This is a genomic window from Xanthomonas sp. NCPPB 1132, assembly GCF_056629235.1.
In genome coordinates this window covers 964,726-985,396 of record NZ_CM152819.1, presented here as the reverse complement: position 1 = coordinate 985,396, position 20,671 = coordinate 964,726, and the positions used below count along the sequence as shown (strand labels likewise).

Genomic DNA, 20,671 nt, shown 5'->3' with positions numbered 1-20,671 from the left:
CCGGATCAACGCGGCGCCTGCACACCCGACTAGTGGCAACATGGCCCGCATTCTCTTTTTGATGAAAAGGCGTCCCCATTGGGAACGCCTTTCCTTATCTGCACTACCTGAAGCAGCTTAGGGGAGGCACTATTGGTAGGCGTAGAGCGGGAAATATCCCTGTGAAGCAAGTACATGAAACGCTGCGCGCGAGGTGGCAGCACCCAACTCGCCGTCATGAAACACAAAGTAGCCGACTGCATCGCACGCTGAGACCAACAACCAGCCCTGGTTCGGGTCCGGAGACGCAGCGTATTTCGCCGTGGTGCCGGCCGCGAATTTGGACCAGTAGCGCGCGGAGTGTCTGAGCACGCTCAGCCCGCCCAGCACCAGCGCGCCGTTCTTCGACTTGGGATCGAGCCGTGCGATGCCTTCCCGTTCCAATTCCTCGAATTGCAACGCCGCCGCGTCCAGGCTCCCTGCGTTCTGCACGATCTGGTCCATGCGCACGATGAACGAGAACTCGTAGGCACTGATCTCCTGGCGTAGCCCGGTCAGGCTCTCGGTCATCGGCCGGGTCGGATCGATCGCATCGATCATGGGCTTGCGCGTGGCGATGAAGCGCTCCAGCGGCATGCCGGGATCGTAGCCGCACTTCTCGACCAGGACAGCGAGGTCCTCGTCGGGCGAGGCCTTGGTATCCATCAGGCAGCCGAGGTACATGTTGTGCTTGATGCCAGCCTGGTCCATCGGGTTCTCGGCCGCTAGCGCGGGGGCGGCGCCAAAAGCACTGCCGATCAGGAGCGCGGCAGCCGCGCCAAAAAGCATTTTGTTCATGAACATTCTCATGCAATAGATGGGAAGAGGATGGCCTAGGTCTCCAGACGTTCTTGAGCGGGGACACCTGCGAGGCGACCACCGCCGCATCGGCACACGGCGCGATGCGACGGTTTCAGGCTAGGCGGGTCTGCGGCGACGCACGAGGGCAAAATCGGGTCGCGGCGGGAACGAACCGGGTCGAATTGGCGAACTGGGCATCACCGCTGCAGTGCGGAGACGCGGCCCTGGCCTGCAGCAGGCGCTCCATGATCGAAGAATTAATGCTTGCGCCGATTCGTTCCCCAATGAGGGCGCGCCATGCCTCGGTCGATTGTGTGCCGCGCTCAACGCGCCGCTGTCGGCACCTGCGCACCGACCGGCACGGGCGACGCCGGTTCGACCCAGATCCGTTGCCACATCCGCACCAGCGCTGCGCGAATCTGCCCACGTGCCACCGGCGCCCGGTACGCCGCCTGCAGCTGCCGCGGCGGAATCGCCTCCCAGCCATTGCCCTGCTGGCGCGCCACAGCGAAATTGAAGTTGTAGTCCGGCTCCAGGCCCATGCGCAGATCGCTGAGCACCAGTTCGCCATCCTTGACCTGCGCGCGCATGAAGCCGCGGTTGAACCAGCTCAACCGCTGCACCGCGGGCAGCTCGCGCACCTGCGCCAGCGCCTGGGTGTTGGAGGGATAGCCCTGGAAGCGCATCGGCCCGCGATCGGCGACCAGCGAACGCTCGCCGATCACGTAGCCGCTCGGGGTCATCGCCACCACCCGCCACAGCAATGTGTTGAACGGCATCGGCACCGAGAAGCGCGGCGCCTGCGCCAGGCCCATCGCCGCTAGCGCACGGTCGGCCTCGCGGTCGACCAGATGCTTCGCCAGCAGCGACCAGCCCAGGTAGGCGCTGCTCAGCAACAACCCGGCCAGCAAGGCCTGCTGCGCCACGCGGCGCGCGCGGGCGAACCAGGCAATGACGCAGGCCAGCAGCAGCCACAGCGTGTAGGCGGGATCGATGATGAACACGCTCGACCACATCGTCGGCGATGGCGGCAGCGGCCACCACAGCTGGGTGCCATAGACGGTGAACGCATCCAGCAGCGGATGGGTGATCAGCGCCAGTTGGATCGCCCAGAACCAGCGGCGTGGTGCTTCGGCGACCCGCCCATGGCCGAAGCGGCGGAACAGCCACCAGATCAGCCAGCCGAGCGGCGGCAGCACGAACAGCGAATGGCTGACGCTGCGATGCACCGTCATCAACGTGACGGGATCGCGGGTCAGCGGCAGAAGGATCAGCGAATCGAGGTCGGGCAAGGTGCCAAGCGCGGCACCCGCAAGCAGCGCCGCGCGCCGATGCGCAGCCGGCGCGATGACGGCGGCAATGGCACCGCCGAGGACGATCTGAGTAAGGGAATCCATCGGCCGATGCTAGCAGTGATGCGGCGCGAGGCGCGCCGCCGCGGTAGCGTTCGTCGTGACAGTCCGCTGGCTTCCCTGGAGATCGTTGGCACGCCAATTCGCGGAAGCATCGACCGCGGCACGCTGTCGCGTGGCGTGCGTCAGCAGCCAGTGCCGCGGCTGAAACCACTCTGCAAAGCTCGCATAGCGTGTCGGGCCGGACGGTTGCCGGGGAAGGCAGGCACCATCCACATACGCCCGACAACGCCGCACAGGCAAGGCGCCCCTTCCGGGACGCCTTGCCATTTTCCTGTACGCCGCTGGGATCAACCGCTCACTTGAACCAGCCGTGGACGACGTTGGAGACGGTCGCCGCCGTGCCGATGTTGTGCGAGGCGAGATAGCCGACCACGTCCGAACCGATGGTGGCCAGCCATTTCCAGAACCCCTTCTTCGCGGTGGCGCCAGCCGGGGACTCCCCCTGCTCTGCCGCATACTTGGACCAATACTGAGTGGAGTGCCTGGCCACGCTCAGTCCACCCAGGATCAGCGCACCATTCTGCGATTTCGGATCGAGCCGCGCGATGGCCTCCCGCTCCAGTTCCTCGAACTGCACCGCCGCCGCGTCCAGGTCCTCGGCGTTCTGCACGATCTGGTCCATCCGCTCGATGAACGAGTATTCGTAGGCACTGAGCTGCTGGCGCAGCCCGGCCAGGTTTTCGGTCATCGGCCGGGTCGGGTCGACCGCGTCGACGATGGGCTGCTGCGTGGCGACGAAGCGTTCCAGCGGCACGCCGGGGGCGTAGCCGCACTTCTTGACCAGCAGGGTCAGCGCGTCTTCGGCCGTGGCATTCAGGTCCATCAGGCAGCCCAGGTACATGTTGTGCTGGATGCCGGCCTGGTCGACCGGGTTTTCGGCCGCCAGCGCAGGGGCGCCGACGACACTGCCCGCCAGCAGAGCGGTTGCGACAAGGAGCTTCTTCTTCATGATGAGCGTTCTCTCGCTATATGGAAGGGATTGGAGATGGCTAGGGCGTATGTATAGCCCGGGGGACGTAGCCATCGCCGCATCGGCACACCGTGCGATCCGGCGATTTCAGGCTAGGCAGCGCGGCGGCGCGGCACGAGGGCGAAGCCGGGCTGCCCATGGAATGAACCGGGTCGGATTGACGAAGCTCGGATGCGAGCACCACCTGCCGTGGGTGCGCGATCCAGCGTCGCGGCGCGATGCCGCCATCGAAGAATCAATGCGTTAGCCTGATTTATTCCCGGTCTATACCCGCGGATGCGCTGGTATCGGCCGCAGCGACGCTCGTAGGCTGCGGGCTCTCCTTCTGCGCCTTGCGAGGTTCCCATGCCCACCCACGGTTCCCTCTTCCATGCCGTCCTCGTCGCGGTGCTGCTTGCCGTGCCCCTGATCGCTCACGGCCACGACACCCTGCCGCCGGACTGGTGCCTGGAGCAGGACCAGGAACCGGAGGTGGTGGTGAAGTTCGATTTCGACGGCGAGCAGTTGCGGCAGACCATGGACAAGTGCGGCGTGGTCGACAGCCACGAGCCGTACACGAATACGCTGAACACCATCGCCGCCTACTGCGAGGTGGTAGCACCGTCGCGATCGGCCAAGCCCATCGTGCTCGGCCCGACGACCTTCCTGGCCCGCGACCACCACAGCAGCTACCGCATGGAACACGGCTTGAAGGGCGCCTGCGTGGTCTGCCCGGCCAAGCGCGGGCGCTGACGCGCCATGCAGGCGCGCTCGCCGCTCAGCGCGGCCGACAATCGCCAGCAGGGGTGCCAGGCGCGCTCAGCCGAGCGCGTCCCGGCGGGTATAGGCCAGCACGGTGTCGATCCTGGACTGCAGCGCGGCGCGCGCTTCTGCCGAGATTCCTTCGCAGTGCGCGAGCACGAAATAGGCCGAGCGCAACACGTCCCGCCAGCGCGGGTTGCTGGGCAATTTGGAGACCGCCAGGTAGCGCTCCATCGCCCGCGCACGCAGGCGGCCGTCGTCGATGTTCACGCGCCAGATCCGGCTGCGCTCGGCCAACTCCAGCCGTCCAGTCGCCGTGGCGCGCTCCCAGGTGTCGATGACCGCCAGCATCAAGTCGACCAGCGCGCGTCGGAAGGCATCGCGCAACGCAGGTGCGGCGGCCGCCTCTTGCGTATGCTCGGCCTGCGCGGTGTCCGAGGCCGCGCCACTGTCGCGCTCCTGCAGGGCGAGCACGACCAGGCCGTCGCCGCCCTGCCAGGGCGCGAGGGTGGCGGCGAGCGGCGTACCGTGTCGCGCCACGACCTCAAGGCGCTGCGCGGCGCTGTCCTCCATCCGCTCCAGCGCCGCCTGCAAGGCCGGGCGGTCGCCCTCGGCAACGCAGGCGAACACCGCCTGCCCGACCGGTTCGGCATCGTCCGCGCCGCCCAGCAGCAGGCGGCCGGCACGATTGGTGGCCAGCACCTGGCCTTCGGCATCGAGCAGGCACAACGCATCCGCGCGGCTGTCGAGCAAGGTCTGCAGCAGGCTGCGATCCTCGGCCAGTGCATCGGCCTCGCGCCGATAGCGCGCGAGCTGCTCCTCGTGGCGGACCTGCTGCGCGGCCTGCAACACGCGCTCGCGCTGCCGGCGACGCTGCAACCACAGCCACACGCCGAGCACGGCGGCGACGCCGGACACCAGCGCCAGCCACAGCAACAGCGTGCGTTGCCGCAGTTGGACCTGGCGCAGGCGGTTTTCGCTCTGCAGGGCGTCGATGGTGCGTTGCTTTTCGGCGGTGTCGAAGCGGACCCGCAGCCAGTCCAGTTGGCGATCGTGCTGCGCGCGTACCAGTACGGCGGCTTCCGTGTTGGCACGCCGCAGCGTGGCGATGGCCGCGCCCGTGTCGCCACTGCCTTCCTGCAGCCGTGCCAGTTCTTCCAGCAACGGTACCCGCACCGGATCGCCACCGGCGGCCGCCGCCAGCGCCACGCGCAAGCGTGCCGCGGCGGCGGCGGCATTGCCTTCGAGCCGGGCCGTCCGCGCCAGTTGCAGTTGCAACGCCGACGGCAGCGGCAGCGCCCACGCTTCGGCCAGCGCCAGCGCGCTGGAACTCCAGCGCTGTGCCTGCGCCACGTCGCCAAGCGCCAGTGCCGCGCGAATCAGGCCATCGTGCACGCGCAGTTCGTACACCCGGCGGCCCTGCGCGCGATACACGGCCAGGGCCTCCTGCAACCAGGCCAGCGCCTGCGCCGTGTCGCCGCTGTCGAGCGCGAGCTCGGCCATGGTTTCCTGCACGTGCGCGGCCTCGATGGCATCGCCCTGCGCACGGTTGGCGGCCAGCGCATCGCGGTAGTAGCGCATCGCGGTGTCGGATTCGCGCAGTTCGCGATACACGTCGGCGATATTGGTGAGCACGGACGCCGCTGCCGCACCGTGTGCGCGCTGCAGATCCAGGCTCAGCGTCAGGTTGCGCAAGGCGCCGCGGAAATCGCCGAGCCGGCGCAGCGCCGCACCGACATTGTTCAGATCGCGCGCCTCGCCCGCGCGGTCGTGCAGCGAGCGGGACAGCATGACCGCGCACTCGAAGCGCGCCAGCGCCTGCGGCAGGCGTTCGCGGCGGAAATCGAGGATGCCGCGGCGGCGGGTGAGCTCGTAGCGCAAGCGGGTAGCACCGGCATCGCCGATGTTGGCCGCGGCGCAGTCCAGCGTCTGTTCGGCAGCGTCGAGGCGACCGCCGTCTAGCTGCTCCTTGGCACGCGCGAACAATGCTTCGACCCGCGCATCGCCCGCCGTATGCGGCGTCGACACGCCCGCCTGCTGCACGCACAGCAGCGGATCGGGAAGCGGACGCGGCGCCGCCGGCTCCGCGCAGCCATAGACCGTGTTCTGCGCCATCGAGGCCGCACTCGCCGCGAGCAGGACGCCCAGGCACGCCAAGCGTAGGCATGTCCGCGGTCGCGCGCCAGGCGCCGTGACATGCGCCTGCACGCGATCGCCGGAAACGGCGGACCAGGCCAAGCCGCGCCACATCCCCATGGATCTGCGCGACCGGCCGCACGACGCCTTCCCTGGTTTCACGGTCTCCACAACTCCAGAACTGATCGGGATGCGGCGCACGCGCGCCGCCGCAGCATGGATCAGCGCAAGGCCTGGGCGCGAACGTGGATTGATGCCCGGGCATGCCGCGCCGACGCATCGCAGTAGACCCGATGCCACGGCGGTGATGCACACCACACACGGTCATCGTGGAATGACGGTCACACCTGGTTCTACGCATCCGTCCAGTGCAGGGGCGTGGGCGCCACGACCGGGGCGATCGCGACAGGGACCACGGCACGGCGCGCAGGCGCGGCAGCAGTCGAACGCACCAATCTCCCAGTCAGGTGCCAGGCGGTGCAGCGCCGCCTGGCACGATCGTCCGGCTCAGGCCGCACGCGGCCAGGCGTTCTCCTGCACCAGCCGCAGGCGCGGCGGCAGTTCGCGCAGCACCTCGCCGCGGTGCGAGAGCAGGCGCAGCGTGCCGTCGGCCTCCTCGGCGAGCGCGGTGAGGTTTTCCACCCAGTCGCCGTCGTTGGCGTAGACCAGGCCGTCGCGTTCGAACAGCCCGGCGCGGTGCACGTGGCCGCAGATCACCCCATCCAGGCCGCGACGGCGCGCGTCGTCCAGGCCGGCGGCGACGAAGCGCTCGATGTAGCGCTCGGCCGCGCTGCTCTGCCGCTTCAGGTAGTCGGCCAGCGACCAGTAGCGCATGCCCAGGCGGCGGCGCACGCGGTTGGTCAGTTGGTTGCCGGTGAGGATGCGGTAGTACAGCCAGTCGCCGAACTTCTCCTGCAGGCCGCCGAACTGGGTCACGCTGTCGTAGTCGTCGCCGTGCACCACCAGCAGGCGGCGTCCGTCGGCGGTGGCGTGCACCGCGCGCCGGCGCACCTGCATGGCCGGCAGTGCGAGTCCGCAGAAGCGGCGGATCGGCCGGTCGTGGTTGCCCGGCACGTAGATCAGTTCGGTGCCGCCGCGGGCCAGCGCGTGCAGCGCATCGACCACGCGCTGGTGCGCGGCGCCCCACACCGCGCGGCGCTGCGCCATCCACCAGAAGTCGACGATGTCGCCGACCAGGTACAACTGGTCGCAGTGCAGGCCGCCGAGGAAGTCGGCCAGTTCGCGCGCATGGCAATGCGGCGCGCCCAGGTGCACATCGGAGACGAACACCGCGCGGCGCGGCGCCAGGCTGTTGAGCGGACTCATGCCACCACCTCTGCTTCGTTGCGGGGACGTTCGAGGTAGCGCGCGCGCTTCTTGCTGCGGATGCGCTGCAGATCCAGCTCGATCAGGCCGTCGACGGCGTCGTTGAACGCGGGGTCCACGCCGAAGGCGAGGAAGCGCGCACCACCGGGTTCGCACAGATCGGTGTACTGCTTGTAGAGCATCGGCACCGCCGCGCCCAGCGCGTCGAGGTTGCCCTTGAGCACCTTGAAGGCGGTGTCGGCGTCGAGTTCGTCGAACGCCGGCGGCGCTTCCGGATACGGGAACGGCCGCGCCGAGGCGGCTTCGCCGCTGGCATCGCCGTAGTAGCGCGCGTAATAGGCCACGATCTGCTCGCGCGCTTCGTACGGCAGCGCGGCGCTGATCGACACCGCGCCGAACAGATAGCGCACCTGCGGATGGTCCTGCAGATAGGCGCCGATGCCCTGCCACAGGTAATCGATGCTGCGGCTGCCCCAGTAGTCGGGCACCACGAAGCTGCGGCCCAGCTCCATGCCCGCGGCGATGCGCGGCAACATGGCCTCGCCGTAGCGGAAAAGTTCGGCGGTGTAGAAACCGGCCAGGCCGCGTTCGGCCAGCACCGGTGCGCCGCGGGCGACCCGATACGCGCCGACCACGCGGGTGGCGGCGCCATCCCACAGCACGATGTGTTCGTACCAGGTGTCGTAGTCGTCCAGGTCCAGGCGCCGGCCGGTACCCTCGCCCACCGCGCGGAAGGTCAGTTCGCGCAGGCGGCCGATCTCGCGCAGCAGCGCCGAGCCGGCGCGCAGCCGGCCGACGCGGATCTGCTTGCCGTCAAGCGTGTGGCCGAGGCTGCGCAGGCCGGCCACTTCGGTGGCCAGTTGCGCCGGGTCCTCGGCGGCGACCAGCGCTTCCTCGCTCGGCGCGGCCTGCCCGCCGCTGCGGCCGAGCGCATACAGCTCGCTGCGCAGGCGCCGCATCAGTTCGGCTTCGGGCAGATCCTGCGGCAGCGCGCGGGCACGGCCCAGGCTCAGCGCGATGCGGCGCTCGCGGCGGGCGAACATCTCCCGCGCCAGCAGCGCGGTGCCGGCCGGCTTGAACAGCGCCGAGGCGCCATAGAACAGTGCCGAGTTGCGCGCATGGATGCGCACCGGCAACACGGGCGCGGCGGTGCGCAGGGCGAAGCGCAGGAAGCCGCGGCGCCAGCGCCCGTCGGCCACACCGCCCCAGCCCAGCCGCGAGACCTCGCCGGCCGGGAACACGATCACACATTGCTCCTGGGCCAGCGCCTGCTCGATCGCCCGCACGCTGGCCGGCGACGGCGCGCCGCCGAGGATGCGCACCGGCAGCAGCAGGTCACGCAGGCCTTCCAGCGCCCACAGGAAATCGTTGGCGACGATCTTCACGTCGCGCCGCACCTGGCCCACGCAGTCCAGCAGGGCCAGCGCATCCAGCGCGCCGGAGGGATGGTTGGCGACGATCAGCAGGCGCCCGCGCGCCGGAATGCATTCGGCCGCGGTCGGTGCGACCACGTAGCGGGCCTGCAGGAAATCCAGTCCGGCCTGGACCAGGGCGAACCCGCGCAGGTCGCGGTTGGCTTCCAGGAACGCGTCCAGCGCGTCCAGTCCCGACCATTTCTGCAGACCGCGCAGCAATGGCCGGACCAGCCGCGAGCGGCGTCCGGCAAACCAGTGTGGGTAGCGGTCCTGAAGACGGCGTTCGAGTGCGAGCACGGCAAGCCCCCTTGCTGACTGCGCACAGCTTCGGCCGCGGCGGCGACACCGATCTTGCAATCTGGCTACGGCAAGGTGACGGACGCACCGTGGCGCGCCAACCGGTTAACCTTGGGCAACGTCCGCCCCGGGCATCATGCACGCCGCCCGGCGCCCGTGTATCATTCGCCTCCATCTTTTCATCCGAATACAAGGATATAGCCGCGATGTCCAGCTATCTCTTCACCTCCGAGTCGGTCTCCGAAGGCCACCCGGACAAGATCGCCGATCAGATCTCCGATGCGGTGCTCGACGCGATCCTGACCCAGGACAAGCGCGCGCGCGTGGCCTGCGAAACGCTGGTCAAGACCGGCGTGGCGATCGTCGCCGGCGAAATCACCACCAGCGCCTGGATCGATCTGGAAGCGCTGACCCGCAAGGTGATCCTGGACATCGGCTACAACAGCTCCGACGTCGGCTTCGACGGCGAGACCTGCGGCGTGCTCAACCTGATCGGCAAGCAGTCGCCGGACATCAACCAGGGCGTGGACCGCAAGAAGCCGGAAGAACAGGGCGCTGGCGACCAGGGCCTGATGTTCGGCTACGCCACTCGCGAGACCGACAGCTTCATGCCGGCCGCCATCCACCTGTCGCACCGCCTGGTCGAACAGCAGGCCAAGGTGCGCAAGAAGAAGAACTCGCCGCTGGCGTGGCTGCGCCCGGACGCCAAGAGCCAGGTCACCCTGCGCTACGAAGACGGCGTGGCGACCGCGATCGATGCGGTGGTGCTGTCCACCCAGCACGATCCGGACATCAAGCAGAAGCACCTGGTCGAAGCCGTGCGCGAGGAAATCCTCAAGCCGGTGCTGCCGGCCAAGTGGCTGCACAAGGGCACCAAGTTCCACATCAACCCGACCGGCAAGTTCGTGATCGGCGGGCCGGTGGGCGACTGCGGCCTGACCGGGCGCAAGATCATCGTCGACACCTACGGCGGCTGGGCGCGCCACGGCGGCGGCGCGTTCTCCGGCAAGGATCCGTCCAAGGTCGACCGCTCGGCCGCCTACGCCGCGCGCTACGTCGCCAAGAACGTCGTCGCCGCCGGCCTGGCCGACCGCTGCGAAGTGCAGGTGTCCTACGCCATCGGCGTGGCCGAGCCGACCTCGATCTCGGTCACCACCTTCGGCACCGGCAAGATCGCCGACGACAAGATCGAGAAGCTGATCCGCAAGCATTTCGACCTGCGTCCGTTCGGCATCATCCAGATGCTCGACCTGATCCACCCGATGTACCAGCAGACCGCCTCGTACGGCCATTTCGGCCGCACCCCGAAGGCCTTCACCTACACCGACGGCACCGGCGCCCAGCACCAGGCCACCGCGTTCTCGTGGGAGAAGACCGACCGCGCCGAGGCGCTGCGCGCGGACGCCAAGCTGAAGTAAGCCGGCCTGCCACGCTTGCAAGAAAGAACGGGCCGCATTGCGGCCCGTTCTGCGTTTGGGGATGGGTGGTGCTGAACCGTCGACGCAGACGCTGTCGCGGGATGCGCCGTCGTAGGCGCCACCGCCACCGTGGCTGGGCGTTACGACGCAGCCCCGTCGCGGCTGAAGCCGCTCCTTGTATCTGGACATGTCGCCCCTAAACAGGCGTCATGTCTTCCGACTGATCATCGGAGGAGGTGTGGGAGGTCCAGTCGCTCCTAAAGCTTCGAGCTTGCATCGTAGATCGGCTCCGCCCTCCACATGCTGGCCCTTGTGTGTCCGAACGGTATCCAGAGTCCGCCCCCGGGCGTGAACTCGCATCGACAAGGCAGGACCGGGCCCAGCGCCGATCATGACCCTGACACGATGGAGGAATCGCGTATGTCTCCCGTCATCGGCATCGACGTCGCCAAACGCAGTTTCGATGTGGCCATCGATCTGACCAATGGCAAGCACCGTACCAAGGCCAAGTTGTCCAACGATGCCAAGGGCTTCCAGGCCCTGCAGGCATGGCTGCAGACGCATGCGCAGCCCGATAGCTGGATCGCCATGGAGGCCACCGGCACCTACCACCAGGCGCTGGCCGAGTTCCTCCACGCACGCGGCTATCGGGTGTGCGTGCTCAACCCGGCGCAGACGGCCGCGTACGCGCGCAGCCAGCTCAGCCGGGTCAAGACCGATCGCAGCGATGCCAAGCTGATCGCCAGTTATGCCCTGCGTCACCGCGAGCAGTTGCGCCGTTGGCACCCTGATCCGCCGGCGCTCAAGCAGCTCAAAGCGCTGGTGCGCCGGCGCCAGGATCTGCAACAGATGCTGCAGATGGAGCGCAACCGGCTGGACGTCGCTCCGGCCCAGGTGAAGGACTCGATCCAGGTCCATCTGGCCGATCTGCAACACCACATCGCCCAGATCGAGCAGGCCATCGATGACCATATCGACCAGGATCCGACCTTGCGTGGGCAGCGCGAACTGCTGGTGAGCATCCAGGGGATTGCCGACACCAGCGCGGCCTTGATGCTGGCCGAGCTTGGCGATGTGAGGCGCTTCGCCGATGCCTCGGCGGTAACCGCCTTCGCGGGCCTGAATCCGTGCCTGCAGGAATCGGGCGAGCGCAAAGGCCACGTCTGCATCTCGCGCACCGGCTCGCCCCGCCTGCGCGCGGGCCTGTTCATGCCGGCCCTGGTGGCCATGACACACAACCCGATCATCCGCACGCTGAAACAGCGGCTGAGCGAACGCGGCAAAGCCGGCAAGCAGATCGTGTGCGCCGCCATGCGCAAGCTCCTGCACCTGGCCTACGGGGTTCTCAAATCCGGTACGGCGTTCGACCCGAAAAGGGGCCTTGCCTGCTAGGGGGTAAGACGGTATCTACAGGATCAGCGGCAGATCGTTGTCGCCTGCACGCAAAGCACACGGCATCGCGATGCCGGCAACGCGTCATCCATCCACGCGTCAGCACACCGTCGTCGTAGGAGCGGCTTCAGCCGCGACGGGCATTCCTGGGAACGCCTGTCGCGGCTGAAGCCGCTCCTACGACGAGCAGGAGATCAAACGAGCTTCGCGCCAGCTCAGCCGCGCCGCTGCAGCGCCGCCTGCAGCAGCGACTCGAACTTCGGCAGCGGGCACAGCCCGGTCGCGACGTCGCTGCACCCAGGGATCTGCAGGGTCTGCAGCAGCGGCGGGTGGCGCAGGCTCAATGGGGTCAGTTCGCGCAGTTGATCCAGCGACTGCGCCTGGTAGCGCACGCGCACGTAGCGCTCACCGTTGCGTGCATCGCGCACCCGCTCCACGACCAGCGCGCCGCCCGGGGGCGCGTCGTCGCGGCCGAAGCCAGACAGATGGAAGTGCAGGTCGAGCAGACCGCTGAGCGCGGCGATGTGGGTGTCGCTGGCGACCAGCACGCTCAGCCGCGGCGCGTCGGCCGCACCCAGCGTGTCCAGCAGGCGGTGCGCCAGCGGCGCGCCCGCGCGCGCGGCCATGTACTGTGGCCGTGCGTAGATCTCGAACAGCAAGGCATGCAGTCGCGACACCGCGGCGATGCGCGCCGGCGTCGCGCGGCCCCAGCCGACCTGATCCAGCGGCATGCCTTCGGCGTACTGCAGGATGAACACCTCGGCCGTGCCCGAGGTCAGGTCCAGCGGCCCGTGCAAGGCCAGGCTGCGCCCGTTCGCGCCCGCGGTCAGCGACGAGGGCATGTGCACGAAGTCGCAGCGCTCGGTGCAGCCGAGGATCTCCTGCATGGTGCGCAGTTCGCGCGCATACGGCGCCAGCACCGCGCCCGGGCCGCCGGTCTGGCGCTGGATCGAGGCCACCGCGGCGGCGGCATCGAACTCCACCGCGCCGGCTTCCACCGGACGGAACAGCGGGTCGTCGCTGCCTTCGGCCTGGTGGCCGGCCTGCAGATGGCAGCCGGGCGCCAGCGTGTCGGCGAGCAACTGCGCACTGACGATGGTGCGTTGGTCGGTGTTGGCGTAAATGCTGACCGTGCCGTCCGCAGGGCAGCCCTGCGCCGGCAGCACGCCATCGCGCAGCAGCCATTGCCGGGTGTAGTCGCCGCTGCGCTCCACCGCGGTGCGGCCATGCGCGGTGAGCAGGCTCGGCGGTGTGTCCCACACCGGCCAGGGCTGCGGCGCCAGCGCGGCGGCCGCGGCCTCGCCCGGCAGCGGCGCGCGCACGCCGTGGCGGAACAGCATCCACACCTTTTCCACCTGTAGCGCGGGCGCGGCCTTGGGCGCCGGCCGCGCCTGCGCGCCCAATGCCGCCACCAGCAGCACGACCCACAGCATCCAACGCGTACTTGTTTTCATCATCGTCCCCAACATGGAAAGTCTCACGGTGCGCTCGTGCCGCATGCGGCCGTGACCCGGTCGCAGTGCAGGCCCGTGGCGATGCCGAGCCAATAGCCCAGCCGCTGCGGATCCGGCGCGCCGGCGTAGTAATCGGTGCTGATCCATTGCGCGCCGGCCTCCACTGCCGCCTGTGCGCGGCGGCGGTCGTGCGCGCGCGCCTCGCGGCCGTCGACATCGGCGCGGGTGCGCATCACGAAACCCTGCGTCACCAGCGCGCGGATCCGAGGCGCCTCGGCCAGTGGATCCTCGATCGACAGCACCGCGGCTTCCGGCTGGTCCGGCGCGTACCAGCCGAACATCATGCGACCGCGCAGCGACGGATGCGCCTGGCGATACAGCGCCTCGTGCCGCGGATTGCCGTCGAGCACGAACAGCAGGCGGCCGCGTGCCTGCGCCACGCGTGGCCAGGCATGCGCCAGCACCGCCTCGCGCAGGCTCGGCGCGTCACCGCGCACGTCGTCGGGCACGATCAACCGCGCACGCCCGACTACCTCGACGATGTCGCGGTCCAGCGCGTCCAGGTCATGAGCGTCGAAGGCGGAACGGTGCGGCCACACACCCGGCACCGGATCGAAATCCACCGCATTGACCAGCACCACCAACGGCGTGTGCCGCGGGTGCGCACGCGACCAGGCAGCAAGGATCGCCAGGCAGTCGCGGAGGCGCAGGCAATGGCTGGCGTAGTCCAGGCCCGGCTGGTGCAGCACCTTGGCGCCGGGCGCGCGCATGCGGGCACGGGTCGCCGCATCGGCACGCGCATAGGGCGCGGCATACAAGCCGCCGTGCGGATCGGCGGCCACGTCGAGTTCGAGTTGCCGCAGCCCCAGCGCGAGCTGGGCCTGCAGCGAAGGATGGCCATAGGCCAGTGCCGGCCATTCGGCGACGTCGTGCGCCTGCAGGCGCCGCTGCACCTGCGCGGTCGGCACCGGCCGATAGCTGTTGTGCGAGCCGAGCAGTTGCACCTGGTCCAGACGCAGGCCGTCGATCGGCACCGTCACCGGCGCCTCTGCCGCCATGGCCATTCCCGGCAGGATCGTCAGCGCCAGCCAGACGAACATCGCGGCGATGACGGCAACGCGCGACCCGCCGCGCGGCACAGGGCCGTGCGACGGGTGGCGACGTCCAGCGTGCGCAAGCGCCCGCTTCAGAACGTGTACTTCACGTTCAACAGCGCGGTGCGGCCGGCATCGACGATGTCGGAGATCGCGGTGCTGTTGTGGCCCACGTGCGCCCAGTAGCTCAGGCGGTTGGTGAGGTTGGCCACCGACAGGTCGGCGCGCAGGTGCTCGTTGAAGGTGTAGCCCACGTGCAGGTCCACGCGCGTGATCGGCTTGACCCACAGGTCGTCCCAGGTCGCGCCACGGTTGTAGTAGTCGTACACCGAGACGTATTCGCCGGAGTAGTGGTAGGCCAGGTTCACCGACAGCGGGCCCTTCTCGTAGAACAGCTCGGCGTTGGTCATCAGGTCCGGCGCGTTCTGGATACGCTCGTCGTGGAAGCCGTCCATGCCCAGGTCGACCCGGGTGGTCTGGCGGGTGACGTTGGCGCCGATGCCGAAGCCGTCCAGCGGTGCCGGCATGCCCTGCAGGGTCTGCCGCACCGCGGCCTCGACGCCGAGCACCTTGCCGTCGCCGCCGTTCTGCGGACGCACGTAGCGCACGTTGCCGGCGCCGGTGCTGGTGCCGGCGTTGGCCGGATCCGAGCCGCTCTCGTAGATGTAGTCGGTCAGGCGCTTGTAGTAGCCGGCCAGCATCGCGTGGCCGCCGTGGCCGTTGTCCCACTCGCCGGACAGGTCGACGTTGAGCGACTTGATCGGCTTCAGGTCCGGATTGCCCTCGGTGATGACCGTGGTGCCGTCGCTGGAGACGTCGTAGTTGGCGCCACCGCCGAGCTGCACCAGCGCCGGCCGGGTGTAGCTGGTCCACACCGAGGCGCGGTACACCGCGCTGCCGTCGCCCGGGCGGTAGTTCAGGAACACGCTCGGCAGCGGCACGTCGTAGCTGGTGTGGTTGCTGCTGAAGAAACCGGGCAGTTCGTTGCCCTTGGCGTCTTCGGGCATGGTCCAGAAGGTGTTGCGGATGCTGGTGTGCTCGAAGCGCACGCCCGGGATCACCTCCAGGTCGCCGGTGCGGAAGGTGGCCATCGCATACGCCGCGGTCACCGCCTCGTCGCCACGCATGGTCGCGCAGTTCTGGTTGTTGATCGCCAGGCTGCCGCAGGTGTCGAAGCTGGCCGCGGTCAGGTGCTGGGCGATCATCGCCTTCAGCCCGCTGTTGCTGAGCTTGACCGTCGGCCACGCGTACTTGCCCGGATACACCGAGTCGTACTGGCCGACCACCAGGCCGGTGTCGCGCAGCAGGGTGCCGTCGGTGAACTTGCTGTTGGTCCAGTCGCGCGAGGTGAAGTCGCGCGAGCTGTCGACGTACTTCACGCCGAACTGGATTTTGCTCAGCGCGCCCTGGTCGAAGTCGTAGCGCACGTCGAACTTGGCGCCGCCCTTGGTCTGGCCGCTGTAGGACTTGGTCAACTGGCCGTAGCGGCGCGCATACAGGCTGCCGATGTCGCTGGCCTGGGCCTGGATCGCCGGGGTCAGCAGCGGCTTGGGGAAGCCTTCGCTGTCGTAGCCGGAGAAGGTGCTGGCGCCGCCGTACGGGAACTGGGTGGAGGCGTACTGGTCCACGCGCGCGGAAATTTCCACGTGGTCCGGACGATCGTTGTCGCCGTAGCTGTAGAACAGGTTCGGCGACAGCGTCCAGTTGCCCAGTTGCTTGTCGGCGCCGAACTGGAAGGTGGCCAGGTCCGCCACTTCCGGATTGGTCTCGTACCAGTAACGCACCGCCACGCGGTTGATCTGCGGCTGGTACACGCCGGTGGTGCCGATCTGCGCCAGGCTCACGTTGGCCGGCACCAGCTGGGTGTAGCCGGTGTTCTGCTCGGTCTTGGCGTAGGCATAGGTGGCGCGCGCGTACAGCTGCAGGCTCGGATCGACGTGCCAGTCGAAGGACACGTTGCCGCCGTAGCGCGTGGTGTCGCCGGCGGAGTAGCCGATGTTGGCGCCGGTGGCCATCAGCAGGTCCTGCGGATCGTAGCCGGGCGCCGGCTGGCCGCTGGCGTCGGTGCGCGAGAAGTAGCGCTTGTTCCAGTCGCCGCGCGAGGCGGCGGCGTTGGCCACTTCGCTGTTCACGTAGTGGCGTTCGTCGTAGTACGCGCTGGTGTAGATGCCGAACTGGTTGTCGGCGCCGAACTTGGCGTGGAATTCGCCGGCTGCGCCCTTGCCCAGGCCATTGTCGCCGTAATCGCGCGCACGGCTTTCCATGCGGCCGCTGGCGGTGACGCTGCCGCCCATCGCCTCGCTGTAGTCGAAGCCGCTGGGGGTACGGTAGTCGATGGTGCCGCCGATCGCGTCGCCGTCCATCGCCGCGGTGGAGGTCTTGTTCAACACGATGGTCTGCAGGCCCGACGGCGGCAGCAGGCTCAGCTGCACGCTGCGGCTGTAGGGCAGGCCCTGGGCGACGTTGACGCCGTTGATCAGGTTGACGTTGTACTCGGCGTTGAGGCCGCGCACCGAGGCGAACATGCCCTCGCCGCGCGCGGCGCCGTCGACGCCGCCGAAGTACGACTGCCCGGTGTTGACCACGTTGACGCCCGGCAGCAGACCCAGCGCCTCGGCGATGTTGTGCACGGCGGTGTACTTCAGGTCCTCGGCCGACAGCACGTTCGCCGTGTTGGTCGCGGCCATCTGCATGTCCGCGGCGTTGTAGCGGGTGACGGCGACGGTGATCTTGTCCAGGGTCTTGGCGCTGGCGTCTGACGCGGTGGTCTGCGTCTCCTGCGCATCCTGCGCCTGGGCCAAGGCCATCGGCGCGACACCGAGCAACGCCGCGGCGATCGCCAGTGTCAGGCGTTTTTGAAGATGGATCGAGTGCGACATGAAAAATCCGAACGTAGGCGCGGCCAACGGAACGCGCCGCAGGCCGGGCATGGAGGGGAGAGAGGCCGTGATCGTGTTCACGGCGGCGCGCATTGTTCGGGTTGGCGGCTGCAATTTCGTGACAACGATGTCATCCGAAACCATCGGCGGGCGATTCGACACGTTTTCTGCGCAATTCGGCATAACCGCAGCGACGCGCTCCGTTACGACGCAGGCATGGCGCCGCGGAGCACGCGGTGCGTTGGCCGCTTCCGGCGCATGTAGCGGGAGGCGATCGCAAGCGGTGCGTCACGCGTCTCCCGGTGGGCGTGGCACGGCAACGCAGTGCCAGCGGTGGGTTCCACGACGGCACGCGCAGCCGCCTGCCGCGCTCCCCGTCAGGGTGTGGCGGCGGCGTCCACCTGCAATTGCGCATGCAGGATGCGGCGGATCTCCAGGATCGCCTGCGGCTTCTCCTGCACGCTGTGGCCCGAGGTGATCACCAGTTCGGACACTGCGCCCGGCAGGTGCGCACTGCGGTACGGCACCAGCCCATCGTCGGAGGCGGCCAGCGGCACCGCCGGATCGCGGCGGGCGATGATGGTGTGGTAGCGCACCGCCGGCGCGATCGGCAGATCCGCCGCCGCGCGCACGAACGGATCGGTGTCGCGCAGGTTGTCGATGCTGTTGGGCACGCGCACCGGCGCGCCGTCGGGGCCGTCGATCCCCTGCAGCAAGGTGTTCAGGCGATCGAGCAGCGTCACCGGCAGGCGCACCAGCCGCCCGGCCAGGCGCCCGAGCCGCCCCTCTGCGAAGGTGGTACCGCGTTGCGGCGCGGCGATGAAGATGGCGCGGTCCACCTGCGGTAGCGGCGCGAAGCGCAGCAACGGCTGCAACTGCGCCAGCGCCTGCGGGTCCAGCGGGCGGCGGTCGCCGCGGGCGCCGATCAGGTCGTTCCACAGCGTGTTGCCGGAGTCGCTGATCAACAGGCGCCCGATCACCCCACCCATGCTGTGGCCGATCAGGACCATGTGCTGCGAGGCCGGCGCCTGCCCCTGCGGATCGAAATGGCGCAGGGTCTGCTGCAGCAGCGCATCGATCTGCGCGCGGTTCCAGGCGATCGGCATGTTGGTCGGGTAGTAGACCTGCCAGATCTGGTAATGGCGGCGCAGTTGCTCGTCGCCCATCAGTTCGTTGGCGACGTTGACCCATGCCTCCGGACTGCTGGCCAGGCCGTGCAGCATCAGGATGATGCGTCGGTCCGGATCGTACGGCTGCATCAGGTACAGATGCGGCTGGTCGATGCCATCCCCGCGCCCGAGCATCGAGCGCAGCGACTGCCGCGCGAAGCCGGCGCGGGCCAGCCACAGGCCGTAGGCGGCGGTGAAGTTGGCCGCCAGCGGCAGGCGCTGGCCGTGTACCTCGACCTCGCCGTCGCGGTACGGATCGTAGGGCGCGACCACCACGCTGCGGGTGTCGAGTACCTGCGCCAGGCTGTCGCCGTCGAAGCACAGCAGCACCGTGGTCGGCGCATGCGGCATTTCGCTGAACGCTGGCGCGTGCGGGTCCGCCGCGGTCTTGGCGGCAGCCGCCGCGGTCGGGTCGCCGACCTTGGCTGGAGCGATCTCCGCAACCAGTTCGGCGCCGAAGCCGTCACGACGGTAGGTACTGCGCAGGCCATCGAAGCGCAGCGTCGACGCCGGCAGCATCGCGTCCGGCCGCGCCACTCCGCCGGGCAGGCGGAAGCTGCCCATGTCCGCGCGCACCTGCCAGCCGGCGGTGCGTAGCGCGTCGTCGTCGTGCAGCTCACCGCTGGCGCTGCCGGCGCGCCAGCGCAGGAACAGTTCGCCGACCGCCTGCTGCACGGCGTAGTTGTAGTAGTCGCGCACCTGGGTCTGCCGATCCTCGAAGGCGCGCGCGCTGGCCGGGCGCGGGGTGTAGAACAGATAGGCGTAGGCATAGCGCGCCGCCTCCAGCCACGCCTGCAGCGTCGCATCGTCCAGCGCCCTCGCCTGCCGCGGCGTGCGCGCATTGGCCACATGCACCCACAGCTCCGACAGGGCCGCCAGCCGCCGCTCCTGGTCCAGCCCCTGCAATGCGCGCAGCTGCGTGGCGCAGGCCGGAACGTCCGCCTCGCAGGTCTTGGGGTCGAGCGCGAGGACGCGCAGCGTCTCCAGGCTGGCATCGCTGAGCCTGCCGGTGCTGAGCACATCGCCACGCTGGGTGGCGATGTAGTCGGCGGCGCTGCGCGACTGCACGCTGACCATCGCGCAACCGCTGCCGAGCAGCGACGCGGCAGCCAGCAGCGTGGCGCCCGTGCACCGCGCAAGACGTGCGCGCAGGGTCATGGCCTGGACGCGGGGTCGTCGCCGGGAATGCCGGCGCGGATGCGCGCGGAAAAATCAGCGCCGGCGCCGGCCGCGCGGGCGCGTTCGCCGATGCGGCCGCGCGCGCGCAGCGTGGCCAGGCTGTAGCCGGGCACGAAGCCGTGCTGCGCGTAGACGTAGGACGGCAGGTAGCCGGACAGCAGCAGGCGGATGTCGAGCGGCAGTGCGGGATCGAGTTTGCGCACCAGCTCGAACACGATGGTGGTGCAGTTGCTGGTGGCGGTGTTGTAGAACCGCGGCGTGCGCTGCAGTTGCTGCGCCCGCGCCACGTAGCCGAGGAACAGTTGGCGCAGTTGTGCGCGCGAGAGGTTGAGCCGGTACAGGTACACGTCCTCGCCGCGCACGTTGCTGCGCACCGCCAGGATGTCGCGCTCGTCGGCGGCCACCATCACCTGCTCGAAATTGCGGAAGAACCCGGCCAGCGCCGAGAACGCCTCGTCGCGCTCCTTGCGAATCTCCAGCGAGAACACCACGCGGCGGCCGTCGTCGAAGCCGAACGAAACCAGGGTGTGGGCGATCGCCGGCCCCATCCAGTACGACAGCGCCAGGTCCGCCGAGGCCAGCCGCTCCAGGTCGTAGCGGCGCGTCTCCCAGCGCGGGGTGTAGTCGTGGTCGCTGCGCCAGGCGAAGTTGCGCACGTTGTGCAGGGTCACCACCTGCCCATCCACCTGCGGCTCCAGCAACTGCGCGACATCGTCGGCCCAGTCGCGGCTCTGCTGCGGCTGCAGCGCCGACCAGCCCACCGCCATGCCCGCACAGCCGAGCGCGAACAGCAGCGGCAGCACGCGGTACTCGCGCGGATGGCGAAGGCCCCACAGCGCAGCGGCGCCCAGCGCGGCCCACAGCAGCGCCGAGCCATAGCGCACCACGGCGCCGGTGTGCGGCAGATAGGCCAGGAACAGCGCGCCCCACAGGCTGGCGGCCAGCACCGCCAGCATCGCCACGGCGC

General features: G+C 69.0%; 14 protein-coding genes. 3 read left to right on the top strand and 11 right to left on the bottom strand.

The genetic code is table 11. The annotated features are described in order from the left end of the window. Window positions 1-129: 129 nt before the first annotated feature. The 3 genes from AC1G9L_RS04255 to AC1G9L_RS04245 all read right to left on the bottom strand — a co-directional run bounded on the left by AC1G9L_RS04255 (window position 130) and on the right by AC1G9L_RS04245 (window position 3,183). Window positions 130-816: a hypothetical protein gene (locus tag AC1G9L_RS04255; protein WP_481070342.1), complete on the bottom strand. Its 687-nt coding sequence runs from the start codon at window positions 814-816 to the stop codon at window positions 130-132. 326 nt (window positions 817-1,142) lie between these two features. Further along, on the bottom strand, window positions 1,143-2,216 hold the full coding sequence (locus tag AC1G9L_RS04250; protein WP_019800195.1) for a metal-dependent hydrolase: 1,074 nt from the start codon (window positions 2,214-2,216) through the stop codon (window positions 1,143-1,145). A 313-nt stretch (window positions 2,217-2,529) separates the two neighbouring features. After that, window positions 2,530-3,183 (bottom strand): hypothetical protein, encoded by a 654-nt coding sequence (locus tag AC1G9L_RS04245; protein ID WP_019800194.1) that lies wholly within the window; start codon window positions 3,181-3,183, stop codon window positions 2,530-2,532. 420 nt (window positions 3,184-3,603) lie between these two features. On the opposite strand from AC1G9L_RS04245, the gene AC1G9L_RS04240 reads away from it, so the two are divergent. Continuing rightward, window positions 3,604-3,936, top strand: coding sequence for a hypothetical protein (locus AC1G9L_RS04240; RefSeq protein ID WP_481070341.1), 333 nt, complete (start codon window positions 3,604-3,606; stop codon window positions 3,934-3,936). 66 nt (window positions 3,937-4,002) lie between these two features. Here the strand turns inward: AC1G9L_RS04240 and AC1G9L_RS04235 are convergent, their stop codons facing one another. From AC1G9L_RS04235 to olsF, 3 genes are all read right to left on the bottom strand, one after another. After that, window positions 4,003-6,060, bottom strand: a complete 2,058-nt coding sequence (locus AC1G9L_RS04235) for a tetratricopeptide repeat protein (protein WP_481070340.1) — start codon at window positions 6,058-6,060, stop codon at window positions 4,003-4,005. Between the two features lie 528 nt (window positions 6,061-6,588). Next, entirely contained in the window at window positions 6,589-7,407 is an 819-nt protein-coding gene (locus tag AC1G9L_RS04230; protein WP_010342186.1) for a UDP-2,3-diacylglucosamine diphosphatase, read from the bottom strand. Next, entirely contained in the window at window positions 7,404-9,119 is a 1,716-nt protein-coding gene (olsF, locus tag AC1G9L_RS04225; RefSeq protein ID WP_481070339.1) for a bifunctional ornithine lipid synthase OlsF, read from the bottom strand. The genes AC1G9L_RS04230 and olsF overlap by 4 nt, the downstream gene beginning before the upstream one ends. Before the next feature lie 206 nt (window positions 9,120-9,325). Here olsF and metK point away from each other — a divergent pair, with 206 nt between their 5' ends. After that, window positions 9,326-10,537, top strand: a complete 1,212-nt coding sequence (gene metK, locus AC1G9L_RS04220) for a methionine adenosyltransferase (protein WP_010342184.1) — start codon at window positions 9,326-9,328, stop codon at window positions 10,535-10,537. A gap of 420 nt (window positions 10,538-10,957) precedes the next feature. Further along, complete coding sequence (locus AC1G9L_RS04215; RefSeq protein WP_481070338.1) at window positions 10,958-11,929, top strand: IS110 family RNA-guided transposase; 972 nt, start codon at window positions 10,958-10,960, stop codon at window positions 11,927-11,929. Window positions 11,930-12,144: 215 nt separating this feature from the next. Here the strand turns inward: AC1G9L_RS04215 and AC1G9L_RS04210 are convergent, their stop codons facing one another. From AC1G9L_RS04210 to AC1G9L_RS04190, 5 genes are all read right to left on the bottom strand, one after another. Continuing rightward, window positions 12,145-13,362, bottom strand: a complete 1,218-nt coding sequence (locus AC1G9L_RS04210) for a histidine-type phosphatase (RefSeq protein ID WP_481070337.1) — start codon at window positions 13,360-13,362, stop codon at window positions 12,145-12,147. Window positions 13,363-13,406: 44 nt separating this feature from the next. Next, complete coding sequence (locus AC1G9L_RS04205; RefSeq protein WP_481070336.1) at window positions 13,407-14,483, bottom strand: Ca2+-dependent phosphoinositide-specific phospholipase C; 1,077 nt, start codon at window positions 14,481-14,483, stop codon at window positions 13,407-13,409. A gap of 86 nt (window positions 14,484-14,569) precedes the next feature. Then, window positions 14,570-17,284: a TonB-dependent receptor gene (locus AC1G9L_RS04200; protein WP_481071011.1), complete on the bottom strand. Its 2,715-nt coding sequence runs from the start codon at window positions 17,282-17,284 to the stop codon at window positions 14,570-14,572. Window positions 17,285-17,733: 449 nt separating this feature from the next. Further along, window positions 17,734-19,683, bottom strand: coding sequence for an alpha/beta fold hydrolase (locus AC1G9L_RS04195; RefSeq protein WP_019799380.1), 1,950 nt, complete (start codon window positions 19,681-19,683; stop codon window positions 17,734-17,736). Continuing rightward, on the bottom strand, window positions 19,680-20,660 hold the full coding sequence (locus AC1G9L_RS04190) for an Lnb N-terminal periplasmic domain-containing protein (protein WP_481071009.1): 981 nt from the start codon (window positions 20,658-20,660) through the stop codon (window positions 19,680-19,682). Before AC1G9L_RS04190 ends, AC1G9L_RS04195 begins: the two co-directional genes overlap by 4 nt. Between the last annotated feature and the right edge of the window lie 11 nt (window positions 20,661-20,671).

Bases quoted from the DNA above. Each gene is read 5' to 3' on its own strand.
- AC1G9L_RS04205 (WP_481070336.1), bottom strand. From the start codon at position 14,483: ATGTTCGTCTGGCTGGCGCTGACGATCCTGCCGGGAATGGCCATGGCG.
- AC1G9L_RS04200 (WP_481071011.1), bottom strand. From the start codon at position 17,284: ATGGCCTTGGCCCAGGCGCAGGATGCGCAGGAGACGCAGACCACCGCG.
- AC1G9L_RS04235 (WP_481070340.1), bottom strand. From the start codon at position 6,060: ATGGCGCAGAACACGGTCTATGGCTGCGCGGAGCCGGCGGCGCCGCGT.
- AC1G9L_RS04245 (WP_019800194.1), bottom strand. From the start codon at position 3,183: ATGAAGAAGAAGCTCCTTGTCGCAACCGCTCTGCTGGCGGGCAGTGTC.
- AC1G9L_RS04210 (WP_481070337.1), bottom strand. From the start codon at position 13,362: ATGCTGTGGGTCGTGCTGCTGGTGGCGGCATTGGGCGCGCAGGCGCGG.
- AC1G9L_RS04190 (WP_481071009.1), bottom strand. From the start codon at position 20,660: ATGCTGGCGGTGCTGGCCGCCAGCCTGTGGGGCGCGCTGTTCCTGGCC.
- AC1G9L_RS04230 (WP_010342186.1), bottom strand. From the start codon at position 7,407: ATGAGTCCGCTCAACAGCCTGGCGCCGCGCCGCGCGGTGTTCGTCTCC.
- AC1G9L_RS04215 (WP_481070338.1), top strand. From the start codon at position 10,958: ATGTCTCCCGTCATCGGCATCGACGTCGCCAAACGCAGTTTCGATGTG.
- AC1G9L_RS04255 (WP_481070342.1), bottom strand. From the start codon at position 816: ATGAACAAAATGCTTTTTGGCGCGGCTGCCGCGCTCCTGATCGGCAGT.
- AC1G9L_RS04250 (WP_019800195.1), bottom strand. From the start codon at position 2,216: ATGGATTCCCTTACTCAGATCGTCCTCGGCGGTGCCATTGCCGCCGTC.
- AC1G9L_RS04195 (WP_019799380.1), bottom strand. From the start codon at position 19,683: ATGACCCTGCGCGCACGTCTTGCGCGGTGCACGGGCGCCACGCTGCTG.
- metK (WP_010342184.1), top strand. From the start codon at position 9,326: ATGTCCAGCTATCTCTTCACCTCCGAGTCGGTCTCCGAAGGCCACCCG.